The organism is Streptomyces sp. NPDC004561 (genome assembly GCF_053602155.1).
Genome location: NZ_JBSGDB010000223.1, coordinates 1 through 13,901 on the forward strand (window position 1 = coordinate 1; position 13,901 = coordinate 13,901).

The 13,901-nt window shown below is 72.6% G+C and carries 17 protein-coding genes; 14 read left to right on the top strand and 3 right to left on the bottom strand.

Annotated features, from left to right (window positions below; translation table 11 throughout):
- Positions 1-238 precede the first annotated feature (238 nt).
- Positions 239-1,816 (bottom strand): oxidoreductase, encoded by a 1,578-nt coding sequence (locus tag ACWEN3_RS26085; RefSeq protein WP_452975569.1) that lies wholly within the window; start codon positions 1,814-1,816, stop codon positions 239-241.
- A gap of 196 nt (positions 1,817-2,012) precedes the next feature.
- Between ACWEN3_RS26085 and hisD the strand changes: the two genes are divergently transcribed.
- From hisD to ACWEN3_RS26135, 10 genes are all read left to right on the top strand, one after another.
- Positions 2,013-3,338, top strand: a complete 1,326-nt coding sequence (gene hisD / locus ACWEN3_RS26090) for a histidinol dehydrogenase (RefSeq protein WP_452975572.1) — start codon at positions 2,013-2,015, stop codon at positions 3,336-3,338.
- Positions 3,335-4,441 (top strand): histidinol-phosphate transaminase, encoded by a 1,107-nt coding sequence (locus ACWEN3_RS26095; RefSeq protein ID WP_452975575.1) that lies wholly within the window; start codon positions 3,335-3,337, stop codon positions 4,439-4,441. The genes hisD and ACWEN3_RS26095 overlap by 4 nt, the downstream gene beginning before the upstream one ends.
- The gene (hisB, locus tag ACWEN3_RS26100) at positions 4,438-5,031 is read left to right on the top strand and encodes an imidazoleglycerol-phosphate dehydratase HisB (RefSeq protein WP_452975577.1); all 594 of its coding nucleotides are present in this window, start codon (positions 4,438-4,440) and stop codon (positions 5,029-5,031) included. The genes ACWEN3_RS26095 and hisB overlap by 4 nt, the downstream gene beginning before the upstream one ends.
- Positions 5,028-5,192: a hypothetical protein gene (locus ACWEN3_RS26105; protein WP_191877312.1), complete on the top strand. Its 165-nt coding sequence runs from the start codon at positions 5,028-5,030 to the stop codon at positions 5,190-5,192. Before hisB ends, ACWEN3_RS26105 begins: the two co-directional genes overlap by 4 nt.
- Positions 5,183-5,830, top strand: coding sequence for an imidazole glycerol phosphate synthase subunit HisH (gene hisH / locus ACWEN3_RS26110; protein WP_452975581.1), 648 nt, complete (start codon positions 5,183-5,185; stop codon positions 5,828-5,830). The genes ACWEN3_RS26105 and hisH overlap by 10 nt, the downstream gene beginning before the upstream one ends.
- Positions 5,831-5,834: 4 nt before the next feature.
- A complete protein-coding gene (gene priA / locus ACWEN3_RS26115) occupies positions 5,835-6,560 on the top strand; it encodes a bifunctional 1-(5-phosphoribosyl)-5-((5-phosphoribosylamino)methylideneamino)imidazole-4-carboxamide isomerase/phosphoribosylanthranilate isomerase PriA (protein ID WP_452975584.1) in 726 nt (241 codons plus the stop codon).
- On the top strand, positions 6,557-6,952 hold the full coding sequence (locus tag ACWEN3_RS26120) for a RidA family protein (protein ID WP_452975586.1): 396 nt from the start codon (positions 6,557-6,559) through the stop codon (positions 6,950-6,952). Before priA ends, ACWEN3_RS26120 begins: the two co-directional genes overlap by 4 nt.
- A gap of 6 nt (positions 6,953-6,958) precedes the next feature.
- A complete protein-coding gene (gene hisF, locus ACWEN3_RS26125) occupies positions 6,959-7,714 on the top strand; it encodes an imidazole glycerol phosphate synthase subunit HisF (protein ID WP_452975589.1) in 756 nt (251 codons plus the stop codon).
- 112 nt (positions 7,715-7,826) lie between these two features.
- The gene (locus tag ACWEN3_RS26130) at positions 7,827-8,417 is read left to right on the top strand and encodes an ArsR/SmtB family transcription factor (RefSeq protein WP_452975592.1); all 591 of its coding nucleotides are present in this window, start codon (positions 7,827-7,829) and stop codon (positions 8,415-8,417) included.
- A gap of 14 nt (positions 8,418-8,431) precedes the next feature.
- Positions 8,432-9,685, top strand: coding sequence for an MFS transporter (locus ACWEN3_RS26135; protein ID WP_452975595.1), 1,254 nt, complete (start codon positions 8,432-8,434; stop codon positions 9,683-9,685).
- A gap of 4 nt (positions 9,686-9,689) precedes the next feature.
- Here the strand turns inward: ACWEN3_RS26135 and ACWEN3_RS26140 are convergent, their stop codons facing one another.
- Complete coding sequence (locus tag ACWEN3_RS26140; protein ID WP_452975598.1) at positions 9,690-10,088, bottom strand: VOC family protein; 399 nt, start codon at positions 10,086-10,088, stop codon at positions 9,690-9,692.
- A gap of 15 nt (positions 10,089-10,103) precedes the next feature.
- On the bottom strand, positions 10,104-10,739 hold the full coding sequence (locus ACWEN3_RS26145) for a TIGR03085 family metal-binding protein (RefSeq protein WP_452975601.1): 636 nt from the start codon (positions 10,737-10,739) through the stop codon (positions 10,104-10,106).
- Positions 10,740-10,822: 83 nt separating this feature from the next.
- Here ACWEN3_RS26145 and hisI point away from each other — a divergent pair, with 83 nt between their 5' ends.
- The 4 genes from hisI to ACWEN3_RS26165 all read left to right on the top strand — a co-directional run bounded on the left by hisI (position 10,823) and on the right by ACWEN3_RS26165 (position 13,846).
- Positions 10,823-11,233, top strand: a complete 411-nt coding sequence (gene hisI / locus ACWEN3_RS26150) for a phosphoribosyl-AMP cyclohydrolase (protein ID WP_452975604.1) — start codon at positions 10,823-10,825, stop codon at positions 11,231-11,233.
- 11 nt (positions 11,234-11,244) lie between these two features.
- A complete protein-coding gene (locus ACWEN3_RS26155; protein ID WP_452975607.1) occupies positions 11,245-12,723 on the top strand; it encodes an anthranilate synthase component I in 1,479 nt (492 codons plus the stop codon).
- 52 nt (positions 12,724-12,775) lie between these two features.
- The gene (locus ACWEN3_RS26160) at positions 12,776-13,414 is read left to right on the top strand and encodes a TIGR02234 family membrane protein (protein WP_452975610.1); all 639 of its coding nucleotides are present in this window, start codon (positions 12,776-12,778) and stop codon (positions 13,412-13,414) included.
- A 168-nt stretch (positions 13,415-13,582) separates the two neighbouring features.
- Positions 13,583-13,846: an HGxxPAAW family protein gene (locus ACWEN3_RS26165; protein ID WP_452975613.1), complete on the top strand. Its 264-nt coding sequence runs from the start codon at positions 13,583-13,585 to the stop codon at positions 13,844-13,846.
- Positions 13,847-13,901: the final 55 nt, after the last annotated feature.

The window sequence follows — 13,901 nt, forward strand, 5'->3', positions numbered from 1 at the left end:
TCGAGCACGATCTCGGCCCCGGCCGGGGGCCGGTCGGCCGGGAGCGCGGAGCGTCTGGTCATCCTGGTGGGGCGGATGAACGAGGGCAGCGGAGCCATGGTGCCGCCTATTGAAAGTCCGCAGGTCGGGAGCGCGCCAGGGGCTTGGGAGAAGTCGCGGAAAGTTGTACGGCCGTAGGTCAAGGACCGGCAAAAGGTGACTGTTCAACTTTTGTGCGGCCGCTGTGCGGCAAAACCGGTCAGTTCCGGCGCAGCAGCCGGGTGGCGCCCGCCGCCACCGTCGTGGCGAGGATCCAGCCCAGCAGGATCATCGCGGTCGCCAGCCACTGCCAGCCGCCGCGCAGCTGCCACTCGCCGACCTGCCCCAGGTCGACCACCGGCAGCAGCAGGTCCAGCGTGAACAGGGCCGGGCTCCAGTAGGGATGGCTGTCGTGGTTCACCGGCGGGTGGTCGGCGTGCGCGAACGCGAGCGTGCCCGCCGCCCACAGCACCGCCATCCACACCGCGGCCCGGCCGGGGCGGTATCCGTAGGCCACCGTCCAGTCCTGCACGAATCCCCAGATCTTGGCGGCCGGCGGCAGCGTCTCGCGGCGCCGGCGCTGCTTGGCGAGCAGCACCTCCCGCGCGTCCTCGTCCTCCCCGGCCGCCCGCAGCACCGAAGCCAGCCGCTCGTACGGCTCCGGGGCGTACTCGGCGGTGGCCGCCGCCACCCAGTCCAGGCGCCGGGTCAGCGGGAAGGGGCCCTGCGGCACGAGGTTCTCGTAGGCGAAGCCGGCCATGTGGAGATTGCCGGTGCCCGGCCAGGCGCTCGCCCGGTCCACCAGGTTGACGATCCGCGCCCCGGACAGCACGACCTTCCCGCGCTGCGGCCGGTCCCCGAGGAAGCGCAGCTCGGGCGCGTGCACCCGGCGCAGCGACAGCTCCTGGTCGTCGGTGAGGGTGAACCGGGCCCGCTCCAGGTCGACGGCGTCCCCGAACCGCCCGTCGTCCAGGCGTAACCCGCCCCGGCACTCGAACCGCTGGATCCGTGTCCCGCGCGCGGGCGTGGTGCCGCTCAGCAGCGGGCTGCCGACGCCGGCCGGGGTCAGGTACAGGGTGCGCTCCACGGTCAGCTGGGGCGCGTTCAGGGCCAGGCGGGAGTACGGGTTGGCGAGCTTCGCGCCGCGCAGGCTGAGCGAGACGCCGACCGTCGCGCTGCGCAGGCTCAGCTCGCCGTGCGACTCCAGCATCTCCGCCTGCAGGTCCTGGCCGACCGTCATGCCGTCCGCGGCGATCGACCGGCCGCTGCGGTCCCGGTACACGATCGCCTGGTTGAGCAGCAGGTCGGTGCCGATGTGCGCGTCGGTCAGCCGCACCCCGTTCTGGAAGCGGCAGCGGGGCAGATGCAGATCGCCCTCGGTGTGCACCCGGGCGGCCTCCAGCCGCGGGACCGAGCAGTTCACCAGGCGCAGGGTCGTGAACCGCGCCTCCGGCAGCAGCACCTGGTCGTCGAAGCGGCAGTCGCGCAGCTCGACGTACGGCCCGACCGTGCCGCCCGCCAGGTCCAGCGTGCCGGTGATCCGCACCCCGACGAGCTTCAGCGAGGACACCCGTCCCGCGAGCGCCGGCGGCCCGCCCAGCAGCAGCCAGCACACGACGCGCGCCCGCACGGACCGCTCCGGACCCCAGGGGTGACCGCCGTGCGGATCGTCCACGACGGCGTCCCCACTGCTCAGGTCGTATCCGCTGCCGTTGCGAAAGGCCTGCCACATGCCCGCCTCGGCCGCGGTCAGGTCGTCCGGCAGGTCCCCGGCGCGCGGGCCGGCCCCCTCGGTCACCGCTGTTCCTTCTCCCTCCGCTGTCCACAGGCGTTCGTACAGCCGTTCATGCCCGCTGAGTGACGGCCGGAACACCCGACGTGAAGGCGATCTTCCGGGTTCCGGCCAGCGTATGTACCGGCCGTTGGTCCACGTTCTGTATCAGCCATTGATACGCGCGGACGGCTCCCGACGCCGGTCTGAGAGAATTGGGACTGTGATTTCCCGAATCGATCTGCGCGGCGACGCCCTTCCCGAGGGCCCCGCCCTGCGCGACCTGCTGCCCCGAGCCGACTTCGACGTTCAGGCCGCCCTGGATAAGGTGCGTCCGATCTGCGAGGCCGTGCATCATCGTGGCGACGCGGCGCTGATCGACTTCGCGGAGAAGTTCGACGGAGTACGGCTGGAATCCGTCCGTGTCCCGGCCCGGGCGCTCACCGACGCGCTCGACGGCCTCGACCCGGCCGTGCGCGCCGCCCTGGAGGAGTCCATCCGCCGCGCCCGCCTGGTCCACCGCGAGCAGCGCCGTACGACCCACACCACCCAGGTGGTGCCGGGCGGCTCCGTGACGGAGAAGTGGGTGCCCGTCGAGCGCGTCGGGCTGTACGCGCCGGGCGGCCGGTCCGTCTACCCCTCGTCCGTGATCATGAACGCGGTCCCGGCCCAGGAGGCGGGCGTCGAGTCGATCGCCCTCGCCTCCCCGCCGCAGGCCGAGTTCGGCGGACTGCCGCACCCGACGATCCTCGCCGCGTGCGCGCTGCTCGGCGTGGACGAGGTCTACGCGGCCGGCGGCGCCACCGCCGTCGCCATGTTCGCGCACGGCACCGAGTCCTGCGCGCCCGCCAACATGGTCACCGGCCCCGGCAACATCTGGGTGGCCGCCGCCAAGCGCTACTTCACCGGCAGGATCGGCATCGACACCGAGGCCGGCCCCACCGAGATCGCGATCCTCGCGGACGAGACCGCCGACCCGGTGCACGTGGCCTCGGACCTGATCAGCCAGGCCGAGCACGACCCGCTCGCGGCGGCCGTCCTGGTCACCGACTCCGTCGAGCTGGCGGACGCGGTGGAGAAGGAGCTGCAGCCGCAGGTGGCGGCCACCAAGCACATCGAGGACCGCATCCGCCCGGCCCTCGCGGGCAGGCAGTCCGCGATCGTCCTGGTGGACGGCATCGAGGAGGGCCTCAGGGTCGTCGACGCGTACGGCGCCGAGCACCTGGAGATCCAGACCGCCGAGGCCGCCGCGGTCGCCGACCGCGTGAAGAACGCGGGCGCGGTCTTCATCGGCCCCTGGGCCCCGGTCTCGCTGGGCGACTACGCGGCCGGGTCCAACCACGTCCTGCCCACCGGCGGCTGCGCCTGTCACTCCTCGGGCCTGTCCGTCCAGTCCTTCCTGCGCGGCATCCACATCGTCGACTACACGAAGGACGCGCTGGCCGAGGTCGCGCACCACGTGGTGACGCTGGCGGAGGCGGAGGACCTGCCCGCGCACGGCGCGGCGATCAAGGCGAGGTTCGGCTGGAAGGTACCCGAGAGCAAGTGACCGGCATCGACGATCTTCCCGTACGGGACGAGCTGCGCGGCAAGTCCCCCTACGGCGCGCCCCAGTTGGACGTGCCCGTACGGCTGAACACGAACGAGAACCCCTACCCGCTGCCCGAGCCGCTGGTCGAGCGGATCACGGAGCGGGTGCGGGAGGCCGCCCGCGACCTGAACCGCTACCCCGACCGGGACGCGGTCCAGCTGCGCACCGAGCTGGCCAAGTACCTGACGAGGACCGGCAGGTACCCGCTCGGCATCGAGAACGTGTGGGCCGCCAACGGCTCCAACGAGGTCATCCAGCAGCTGCTGCAGACCTTCGGCGGACCGGGCCGCACGGCCATCGGCTTCGAGCCGTCGTACTCGATGCACGCGCTCATCGCGCGCGGCACGGGCACCGGCTGGATCTCCGGCCCGCGGGCCGAGGACTTCACCATCGACCTCGCGGCGGCCGAGCGGGCCGTCGCCGAGCACCGGCCGGACGTCGTCTTCATCACCACCCCCAACAACCCCACCGGAAACGCGGTCCCGCCGCAGACGGTCCTCGCCCTGTACGAGGCCGCGCAGGCGGCCAAGCCGTCGATGGTCGTGGTGGACGAGGCCTACGTCGAGTTCAGCCACGGCGACTCGCTGCTGCCCCTGCTGGCGGGCCGGCCGCACCTGGTCGTCTCCCGCACCATGTCGAAGGCGTTCGGCGCGGCGGGCCTGCGCCTCGGCTACCTCGCCGCCGACCCGGCGGTGGTGGACGCCGTACAGCTCGTCCGGCTGCCGTACCACCTGTCGGCGATCACCCAGGCGACCGCCCTGGCCGCGCTGGAGCACACCGACACGCTGCTGGGCTATGTCGAGCAGCTGAAGTCGGAGCGCGACCGGCTGGTCGCCGAGCTGCGCGCGATCGGCTACGCGGTGACGGAGTCCGACGCGAACTTCGTGCAGTTCGGCCGGTTCGCCGACGCGCACGAGGCCTGGCGGCGGATCCTCGACCGGGGCGTCCTGGTCCGGGACAACGGCGTACCGGGGTGGCTGCGGGTGTCCGCCGGCACCCCGGAGGAGAACGACGCGTTCCTCGACGCGGTACGGGACTTGAAGAAGGAGCTTGAGGCATGAACCGCGTTGGACGCGTGGAGCGCACCACCAAGGAGACCTCGGTGCTGGTCGAGATCGATCTCGACGGCACCGGGCGGACCGACATCGCCACCGGCGTCGGGTTCTACGACCACATGCTCGACCAGCTCGGCCGGCACGGCCTGTTCGACCTGACCGTGAAGACCGACGGCGACCTGCACATCGACTCCCACCACACCATCGAGGACACCGCCCTCGCGCTCGGCGCCGCCTTCAAGCAGGCGCTCGGCGACAAGGTGGGGATCTACCGCTTCGGCAACTGCACGGTCCCGCTGGACGAGTCCCTCGCCCAGGTCACCGTCGACCTCTCCGGCCGCCCCTACCTCGTGCACACCGAGCCCGAGAACATGGCGCCGATGATCGGCGAGTACGACACGACGATGACCCGCCACATCCTGGAGTCCTTCGTCGCCCAGGCGCAGGTCGCGCTGCACGTGCACGTACCCTACGGGCGCAACGCCCACCACATCGTGGAGTGCCAGTTCAAGGCGCTGGCCCGGGCGCTGCGCTACGCCAGCGAGCGCGACCCGCGCGCGGCCGGCATCCTCCCCTCCACGAAGGGCGCCCTGTGAACAGCCTGTCCACCCTGCTGATCGTCGTCGGTCTCTTCCTCGTCGGCGGCATCGTCTCCTTCGTCAAGCAGAAGATGCCCACGAGCCTCATCGTGCTGCTCTCCATCGGTGCGGGCCTCTGCCTCGTCGCGGGCGTCATGCGGCTGGAGGTGTGGAATTGACCGACTCCAAGAAGGTCGTGGTCTTCGACTACGGCTTCGGCAACGTCCGTTCCGCCGAGCGCGCCCTCGCGCGCGTGGGCGCCGACGTCGAGATCACGCGTGACTTCGACAAGGCGATGAACGCGGACGGGCTGCTGGTGCCCGGGGTCGGCGCCTTCGCCGCCTGTATGCAGGGCCTGCGCGCCGCCCGCGGCGACTGGGTCGTCGACCGGCGGCTGTCCGGCGGGCGCCCGGTCATGGGCATCTGCGTCGGCATGCAGATCCTGTTCGCGCGCGGCATCGAGCACGGCGTGGAGGCCGAGGGCCTGGACGAGTGGCCCGGCACGGTCGGGCCGCTGGAGGCCGAGGTCGTGCCCCACATGGGCTGGAACACCGTCGACGCCCCGGCCGACTCCGAGCTGTTCGCGGGCCTCGACGCCGACGCACGCTTCTACTTCGTGCACTCCTACGCCGTCCACGACTGGACCCTGGAATCGAACAACCCGGTGATCGCGGACCCCAGGGTGACCTGGGCGACCCACGGCAGGCCGTTCGTGGCGGCCGTGGAGAACGGCGCCCTGTGGGCCACCCAGTTCCACCCCGAGAAGTCCGGCGACGCCGGCGCCCAGCTCCTCACCAACTGGATCGGAAGCCTGTAGACCCATGGCCAAGCTCGAACTCCTCCCCGCCGTCGACGTCCGCGACGGCCAGGCCGTCCGCCTCGTGCACGGCGAGTCCGGGACCGAGACCTCCTACGGCTCCCCGCTGGAGGCCGCCCTCGCCTGGCAGCGGTCCGGCGCCGAGTGGCTGCACCTGGTCGACCTGGACGCCGCGTTCGGCACCGGCGACAACCGCGCGCTGATCGCCGAGGTCGCGAAAGCGATGGACATCAAGGTGGAGCTGTCCGGCGGCATCCGCGACGACGACACCCTCGCCGCCGCCCTCGCCACCGGCTGCACCCGGGTGAACCTCGGCACCGCCGCCCTGGAGACCCCCGAGTGGGTCGCCAAGGTCATCGCCGAGCACGGCGACAAGATCGCCGTCGGCCTGGACGTGCGCGGCACCACCCTGCGCGGCCGCGGCTGGACCCGCGACGGCGGTGACCTCTACGAGACGCTGGCGCGCCTGAACAAGGAGGGCTGCGCCCGCTACGTCGTCACCGACATCGCCAAGGACGGCACCCTCCAGGGCCCGAACCTGGAGCTGCTGAAGAACGTCTGCGCGGCCACGGACCGCCCGGTCGTGGCCTCCGGCGGCGTGTCGTCCCTGGACGACCTCCGCGCGATCGCCGAACTGGTACCCCTCGGTGTCGAGGGCTCCATCGTGGGGAAGGCCCTGTACGCGAAGGCGTTCACCCTGGAAGAGGCCCTGGAGGCTGTGTCGTCATGACGTCCGATGCCGTACGGCGCGTGCAGAGCGAAAGTCCCTGGGAAGAGAGTTTCGGTTTCGCACGCGCTGTCGCGGCGGGGGACCGGGTGTCCGTCGGCGGCACGACGTCCTTCAAGGGACCGGTGCTGTACGGCGAGGGCGACCCCTACGAGCAGACCAGGATCGCCTTCGGCAACGCCCTGGAGGCGCTGAAGGAGTTCGGGCTCGGCGTCGAGTCCGTGATCCGCACCCGTATGTACCTGAGCCATGTGCGCGACGTCGACGAGGCGGGACGGGCCCACAAGGAGCTGTTCGACTCCGTGCGCCCGTGCGCGACCCTCCTCGTGGTCGAGGGCTTCGTCGATCCGCGCATCCTGGTCGAAGTAGAGCTTGAAGCATTCAGAGGAGCCTGAGCAGTCATGACCCTGGCGGTCCGAGTCATCCCCTGCCTGGACGTGGACAACGGCCGGGTCGTCAAGGGCGTCAACTTCCAGAACCTGCGCGACGCGGGCGACCCCGTCGAGATGGCCAAGGTGTACGACGCCGAGGGCGCCGACGAGCTGACGTTCCTGGACATCACCGCGTCCTCGGGCGACCGGGAGACGACGTACGACGTGGTGCGCCGCACCGCCGAGCAGGTGTTCATCCCGCTGACGGTCGGCGGCGGTGTCCGCACGGCCGAGGACGTGGACAGGCTGCTGCGGGCGGGCGCCGACAAGGTGGGCGTGAACACCGCCGCGATCGCCCGCCCCGACCTGATCCGCGAGATCGCCGAGCGCTTCGGGAGGCAGGTGCTGGTCCTGTCGGTGGACGCCCGCCGCACCGAGTCGGGCTCCTTCGAGGTGACCACGCACGGCGGCCGCCGGGGCACCGGCATCGACGCCGTCGAGTGGGCCCACCGGGCGGCCGAGCTCGGCGCCGGGGAGATCCTGCTGAACTCCATGGACGCGGACGGCACCAAGGACGGCTACGACCTGGAGATGATCGCCGCCGTCCGCAAGCACGTCACCGTCCCGGTGATCGCCTCCGGCGGCGCGGGCAGGCTGGCCCACTTTCCGCCGGCCATCGCCGCCGGCGCCGACGCGGTCCTGGCCGCCTCCGTCTTCCACTTCGGCGACCTGCGGATCGCCCAGGTGAAGGACACCCTGCGCGAGGCGGGCCACCCCGTCCGCTGACGCACCCCCAGGCCCCGGCGGGCTGCCGCCGGGGCCTTTTGGCGACAAGATGCGAAAGAGAAGTTGCGCAAAATATATTGTGCAATTTTTCTTTCCTATCTAGCGTGGGGGCATGCCAGACAGGGAGAGAGACCGCCGGATCAAGGACGTGGGCACGCTCAAGGCGCTCGCGCACCCGCTGCGGATGCGGCTGTACCGGGCCCTGACCGTCGCCCGCACGGCCACCGCCTCACAGCTCGCCGAGCAGGTGGACGAGGCCGTCTCGCTGGTCAGCTACCACCTGCGAAAACTGGCCGAGCACCAGCTCATCGAGGAGGCCGAGCCCCAGCGCGCGGACGGCCGGGAACGCTGGTGGCGCCCCGCCTCCGACGGTGTGAGCATCCGCGACGAGGACTTCCGGGACGCCCCCGAGAAGGCCGCCGCGCACACCGCCGCCAGCCGGCTGTTCTTCGAGCAGCGGGCCGACATGTACCGGCGCTTCCTCGACGAGCGCTTCCACTGGGGCGAGGAGTGGAGCGCCGCCGCCGAGTCCTCCGAGGCGGTGCTGCCGCTGACGGCGGCCGAACTGGCCGAGCTGAACAGGGAGCTGCTCGCCCTCGTCCGGCGGTTCGACGAGCAGGGCCGGGCCGCCGTCGCCGCAGGCGACACCGAGGGCCGCGAGACCGTCGCGGTGCACACGTACGCGTTCCCGTTCCGGCCCTGAGAGGACGTGCTCCCGTGACCGCCACGCTGACCCCGCCGGCCACCACGCCCGCCCACCGCGACGGCGGTGTCCGGCGTTGGCTCGCCGCCTACACGTCCTCGATGCTGGGCGACAACGTCTACTACATCGCCCTCTCATGGGCCGCCGTCCGCTCCGGGAGCCCGGCGCAGGCCGGGCTCGTGATGTCGACGAGCGCGCTGCCCCGGGCCGTGCTGATGCTGGGCGGGGGAGTCGTCGCCGACCGGTTCGGGCCGCGGCGGATCGTCATCGGCAGCGACGCCGTGCGCTGCGCGGCCGTCCTCGCCGTGGCCGCCCTGCTCCTGCTCACCCGCCCCGGGCTGTGGCTGCTCGCCCTGCTGGCGCTGGTCTTCGGCGCGGTCGACGCCGTCTTCGTGCCCGCCGTGGGCGCCCTGCCTGCCCGGCTCACCGGCAAGGACCAGCTCGGCCGGGTCCAGGGCATGCGCAGCCTCGCCATCCGCTTCGCCGCCGTCGTCGGTGCCCCGCTCGGCGGGCTCGGGGTGGCCCTCGGCGGCGCCGCGCCCGCGTTCGCTCTCGCCGGACTGCTCATCGCCGTGTCCGTGCCGCTGCTGATGTCCCTGCGGGTACGTGACCTGCCGGTGGATCCCGCCGCCGGCTCGTCGGACGCCGCGCGGCGGGGCACGGCCTGGGCGGAACTGAAGGCCGGCCTGCGCCACATCCGCGGCCACCGCGTCCTCGCCCCGCTGATGCTGGCCATCGCCCTCGGCGACCTCGGGTTCGTCGGCCCGCTGAACGTCGGACTCACCCTGCTGGCAGACCGCCGCGGCTGGGGCGCCTCCGGCATGGGCTGGGTGCTCGCCGGGTTCGGCGCCGGCGCGGGCGCCGCCTCGCTGCTGCTGGCCGTACGGGGGCGGCTGCCCCGCGCCGGGCTCGTCGCCGGGTGGTCGATCGTCGCCGGCTCGGTGGCCGTCGGAGCCCTCGCCTACGTGCCCACCCTCCTCGCGGCCGTCGGCACGGCCCTGCTCGTTGGCCTGCTCACCGGGCTGAGCGGGGTGATGTGCGGCGCGCTGCTGCAGACCCTGACCGACCCCGGCTACCTGGGCCGGATCACCGCCGTCTCCAGCCTGATCAGCCTCGGCCTCACTCCGCTGAGCATGCCCCTGGCCGCCGCAGCGATCGGGGCCTGGGGGCTCCGCCCGGTCTACGTGGTCAGCGCCGCCGTCTGCGCACTCGGCGGGGTCGTCGCCCTCGTCGTACCGGCCCTGCGCGCCGCCGAACTGCCGCGCTGAACCTTCACTCCTTCGGCTGAACCAGTTGCACCAGGTTGCCGCAGGTGTCGTCGAAGACGGCCGCCAGCACCGGTCCCTGCTCCCGGGGCTCGTGCGTGAAGCGCACACCGAGGGCGCTCAGCCGCTCGTACTCGGCCCCCAGGTCGTCCACGGAGAAGACGATGCACGGGACGCCCGACTCGTACAGGGCCCGGCGGTACGGCTCCGCGACGGGCCCCTGGCCGGGCTCCAGCAGCAGCTGGAGGTCCGGCTGGGCGCCCCGGGCCGCCCCGACCGTCACGAACAGCGTGTCGTCGCCGAGGTCCATGTGGAGGCGGGTCTCGAAGCCGAGGACGTCCGTGTAGAAGGCGTGCGCCCGTGCCACGTCGTCCACGTACACGCCGGTCATCGCGACCTTGATCACGGGCGCCGGCCTCTCTCAGATGCCCAGTTGCCTGGACTCGTGGAGCGTGGCGATCGCCTCCGTCTCGCCGTCCAGCTCCACCTTGGCCGCGTCCTGCCGGCCGAACACGAACATCAGCAGCTCCGACGGCTCACCGGTCGCCGTCACCACCGGTGTGCCCCGGTGCGCCACCGCCGTCTGGCCGTCCGGGCGGCGCAGCACCAGCCCCGTCGGCACCCCCCGGGCCACCAGCCGCGCGCTGCGCTCCAGCCGGGACCACAGGGTGTCCTGGAACACCGGGTCCAGCTCGCGCGTGCTCCAGTCCGGCTGGGCGCGCCGCACGTCCTCGGTGTGGACGTAGAACTCGACGGTGTTCGCCACCTCGTCGATCTGCTTGAGCTGGAACGGCGAGAACCGGGGCGGACCCGTGCGGATGAGCTGGATCAGCTCCTCGTACGGCTTCGCGGCGAACTCCCCCATCACCCGGTCGAGCCGTGGGGCGAGCGGCTTGATCAGGGCGCCCCCGGCCGCGTCGGGGCGGCGCTCGCGCACCACCACGTGCGCGGCCAGGTCCCGGGTCCGCCAGCCCTCGCACAGGGTCGGCGCGTCCGGACCCACGGTTTCCAAGAGGTCGGCGAGCAGAAGCCGTTCACGCTTGGCGAAGGTCGACATGGGGTCAGCCTACGACTCGGTACCGCGTCCGCGCAGTGGACACGGCACCGGGACTGTCGTACGCGCGCGGCACAATGGCAGCCATGACCAGTTCGACCGGCACCCCCCGGCCCAGCAGCCTCGACCCGGAGATCGCCGCGCGCCTCAAGCGCAGCGCCGACGGCCTCGTGCCCGCCATCGCCCAGCAGTACGACACCGGTGAGGTGCTGATGCTCGGCTGGATGGACGACGAGGCGCTGCACCGGACCCTCACCACCGGCCGCTGCACCTACTGGTCGCGCAGCCGCCGGGAGTACTGGGTCAAGGGCGACACCTCCGGCCACTTCCAGTGGGTGAAGTCGGTCGCGCTGGACTGCGACGCCGACACGCTGCTGGTCAAGGTCGACCAGGTGGGCGCCGCCTGCCACACCGGCGCGCGCACCTGCTTCGACGAGGACGTGCTCCTGAAGGACGCCGGCCCCGCCGGTTCCGCGGCCCCGTCCGCCGATCAGTAAGGTCTGCCGCCATGGACCTCGAGACCTTCCGCAAGCTCGCCACCGACCGGCGTGTCATCCCGGTCACGCGCAAGCTCCTCGCCGACGGCGACACCCCGGTCGCGCTGTACCGCAAGCTGGCCGGCGAACGCCCCGGTACGTTCCTGCTGGAGTCCGCGGAGAACGGCCGTTCCTGGTCCCGGTACTCCTTCGTGGGAGTCCGCAGCGCCGCCACCCTCACCGCCCGGGACGGCCAGGCCCACTGGCTCGGCACCCCGCCCGTCGGCGTCCCGGTCGACGGCGACCCCCTCAAGGCCCTGCGCGCCACCCTCCAGGCCCTGCACACCCCGCACCAGGAGGGCATGCCGCCCTTCACCGGCGGCATGGTCGGCTACCTCGGCTACGACATCGTCCGCCGCCTGGAGAAGATCGGCCCCGGCGAGCGCGACGACCTGCGGCTGCCCGAGCTGACCATGCTCCTGACCAGCGACCTCGCCGTGATGGACCACTGGGAGGGCTCGGTCCTGCTGATCGCCAACGCGATCAACCACAACGACCTCGACACCGGCGTGGACGAGGCCTACGCCGACGCCGTGGCCCGCCTCGACGCCATGGAGGCCGACCTCACGCGCGCGGTGGCCCAGCCGCCGGCCGTGCTGCCGCCCTCCGAGCTGCCCGAGTACACCGCGCTGTGGGGCGGCCCCGACTTCCGGCGGGCCGTAGAGGACGTCAAGGAGCGCATCCGCGCGGGCGAGGCGTTCCAGGTGGTGCCCTCGCAGCGCTTCGAGACGCCGTGCACCGCGAGCGCCCTCGACGTCTACCGGGTCCTCAGGGCGACCAACCCCTCGCCGTACATGTACCTGTTCCGCCTCGACGGCTTCGACGTCGTCGGCTCCTCCCCGGAAGCCCTGGTGAAGGTCGAGGACGGGCGGGCCATGGTCCACCCGATCGCCGGCACCCGGCACCGCGGGGCCACCCCCCAGGAGGACCAGGCCCTCGCCGACGAGCTGCTCGCCGACCCCAAGGAGCGCGCCGAGCACCTGATGCTCGTGGACCTCGGGCGCAACGACCTCGGCCGGGTCTGCGAGCCCGGCACGGTCGAGGTGGTCGACTTCATGTCGATCGAGCGCTACTCGCACGTGATGCACATCGTCTCCACCGTCACCGGCCGGGTCGCCGAGGGCCGCACCGCCTTCGACGTGCTCACCGCGTGCTTCCCGGCGGGCACCCTCTCCGGCGCCCCCAAGCCGCGCGCGATGCAGATCATCGACGAGCTCGAACCGTCCCGGCGCGGGCTGTACGGCGGCTGTGTCGGCTATCTGGACTTCGCGGGCGACTCCGACACCGCGATCGCCATCCGTACCGCCCTGCTGCGGGACGGCACCGCGTACGTGCAGGCCGGGGCGGGCATCGTCGCCGACTCCGACCCGGTGGCGGAGGACCAGGAGTGCCGCAACAAGGCGGCGGCGGTCCTCCGCGCGGTGCACACGGCCAACCGGCTCGGCCGGTAGGGCGCTTCTCACCCGAACCCCGGGTGACGGTTCGCCCGGGGTTCAGGCGATAGTGGACCACGTGACTGCTGTTCCTCACCCCCGTTCCGAAGCCGCCGCGTCCGCCCGGTCCGGCCGGCGGAGCCTCGCCGTGGCCCTCCTGTGCGGTGCGCTCGGCGCGGCCGTGGCGCTGCTCGCGACCCGTCAGCGCTGGGCGGAGGGCAGTGCGACGGTGGCCGGCGGCGCGATCCCGCTGTCCGTCAAGGGCAGCGACGTCACCGGCGTCCCCGCGGCCCTCGCCATAGTGGGCCTCGCCGCGCTCGTCGCCGTCTTCGCCGTGCGCGGGGCGGCCCGGCTCGTCGTCGCCGCGCTGCTCACGCTCTCCGGCGCCGGCATCGTCGCCGCCGCCCTCGTGACCGCCTCCGACAGCTCCGCGCTGGACGAGAAGGCCGCCCAGGCCAGCGGGGACACCTCCGCCACCGTCGCGGCGCTCAGTCACACCGGCTGGCCCTACGTGGCGGCCGCCGGCGGCGTGCTGCTCCTGCTGGCCGGCCTGCTCGCGCTGCGCTTCGGCCGCCTGTGGCCCGCCATGTCCGGCCGCTACGAGCGCGGCGGCGACCGCCCGCGCCGCACCGCCCGGCCGGTCGACCCGGAACGGCCCGAGGAGATCTGGAAGGCCCTGGACCGGGGCGAGGACCCCACCGGGGCCTGAAACCCTTCCGGCTGTGTGGCGAACCAGACGCCACCCCCGCGTCCGGCATGCGTGCGCGTACGGGACAATGGACGACGAGCGTCCGGCTCGGACAGTGACGGGCGGGCTCGGAACGTACGAGATGTACGACGCCTACTACGACACGTACACAGCAACGAGGAGCAAGTCATGGCGGGCAGCAGCCACGGTCACGGTCACACCCCGGCAGCCTGGACCGGTGTCATCATCACCTTCATCGGTTTCTGCGTCGCCGGCGCCTTCATGGTGATGGCCCAGCCGGTCGGCTTCTGGGCCGGTATCGCGCTGACGATCCTCGGCGCCGTCGTGGGCGGCGTCATGCGCTCCATGGGCCTCGGCCAGCCGAAGGAGGCCCACCAGGTCGCGCCCGCCGCGCCGGCCGCGACCCGCGAGCCCGCCGGCGTGGAGAGCTGAGCGCACGCACCGCTTCCGCGAGGGGCGGCCCGGCACCCGTGAACGGGTGCCGGGC

What these genes read in the sequence shown, in the direction of transcription:
- hisB (WP_452975577.1), top strand. Translation starts at nt 4,438, where the DNA reads ATGAACCGCGTTGGACGCGTGGAGCGCACCACCAAGGAGACCTCGGTG.
- priA (WP_452975584.1), top strand. Translation starts at nt 5,835, where the DNA reads ATGGCCAAGCTCGAACTCCTCCCCGCCGTCGACGTCCGCGACGGCCAG.
- ACWEN3_RS26120 (WP_452975586.1), top strand. Translation starts at nt 6,557, where the DNA reads ATGACGTCCGATGCCGTACGGCGCGTGCAGAGCGAAAGTCCCTGGGAA.
- hisF (WP_452975589.1), top strand. Translation starts at nt 6,959, where the DNA reads ATGACCCTGGCGGTCCGAGTCATCCCCTGCCTGGACGTGGACAACGGC.
- ACWEN3_RS26130 (WP_452975592.1), top strand. Translation starts at nt 7,827, where the DNA reads ATGCCAGACAGGGAGAGAGACCGCCGGATCAAGGACGTGGGCACGCTC.
- ACWEN3_RS26145 (WP_452975601.1), bottom strand. Translation starts at nt 10,739, where the DNA reads ATGTCGACCTTCGCCAAGCGTGAACGGCTTCTGCTCGCCGACCTCTTG.
- hisI (WP_452975604.1), top strand. Translation starts at nt 10,823, where the DNA reads ATGACCAGTTCGACCGGCACCCCCCGGCCCAGCAGCCTCGACCCGGAG.
- ACWEN3_RS26155 (WP_452975607.1), top strand. Translation starts at nt 11,245, where the DNA reads ATGGACCTCGAGACCTTCCGCAAGCTCGCCACCGACCGGCGTGTCATC.
- ACWEN3_RS26165 (WP_452975613.1), top strand. Translation starts at nt 13,583, where the DNA reads ATGGCGGGCAGCAGCCACGGTCACGGTCACACCCCGGCAGCCTGGACC.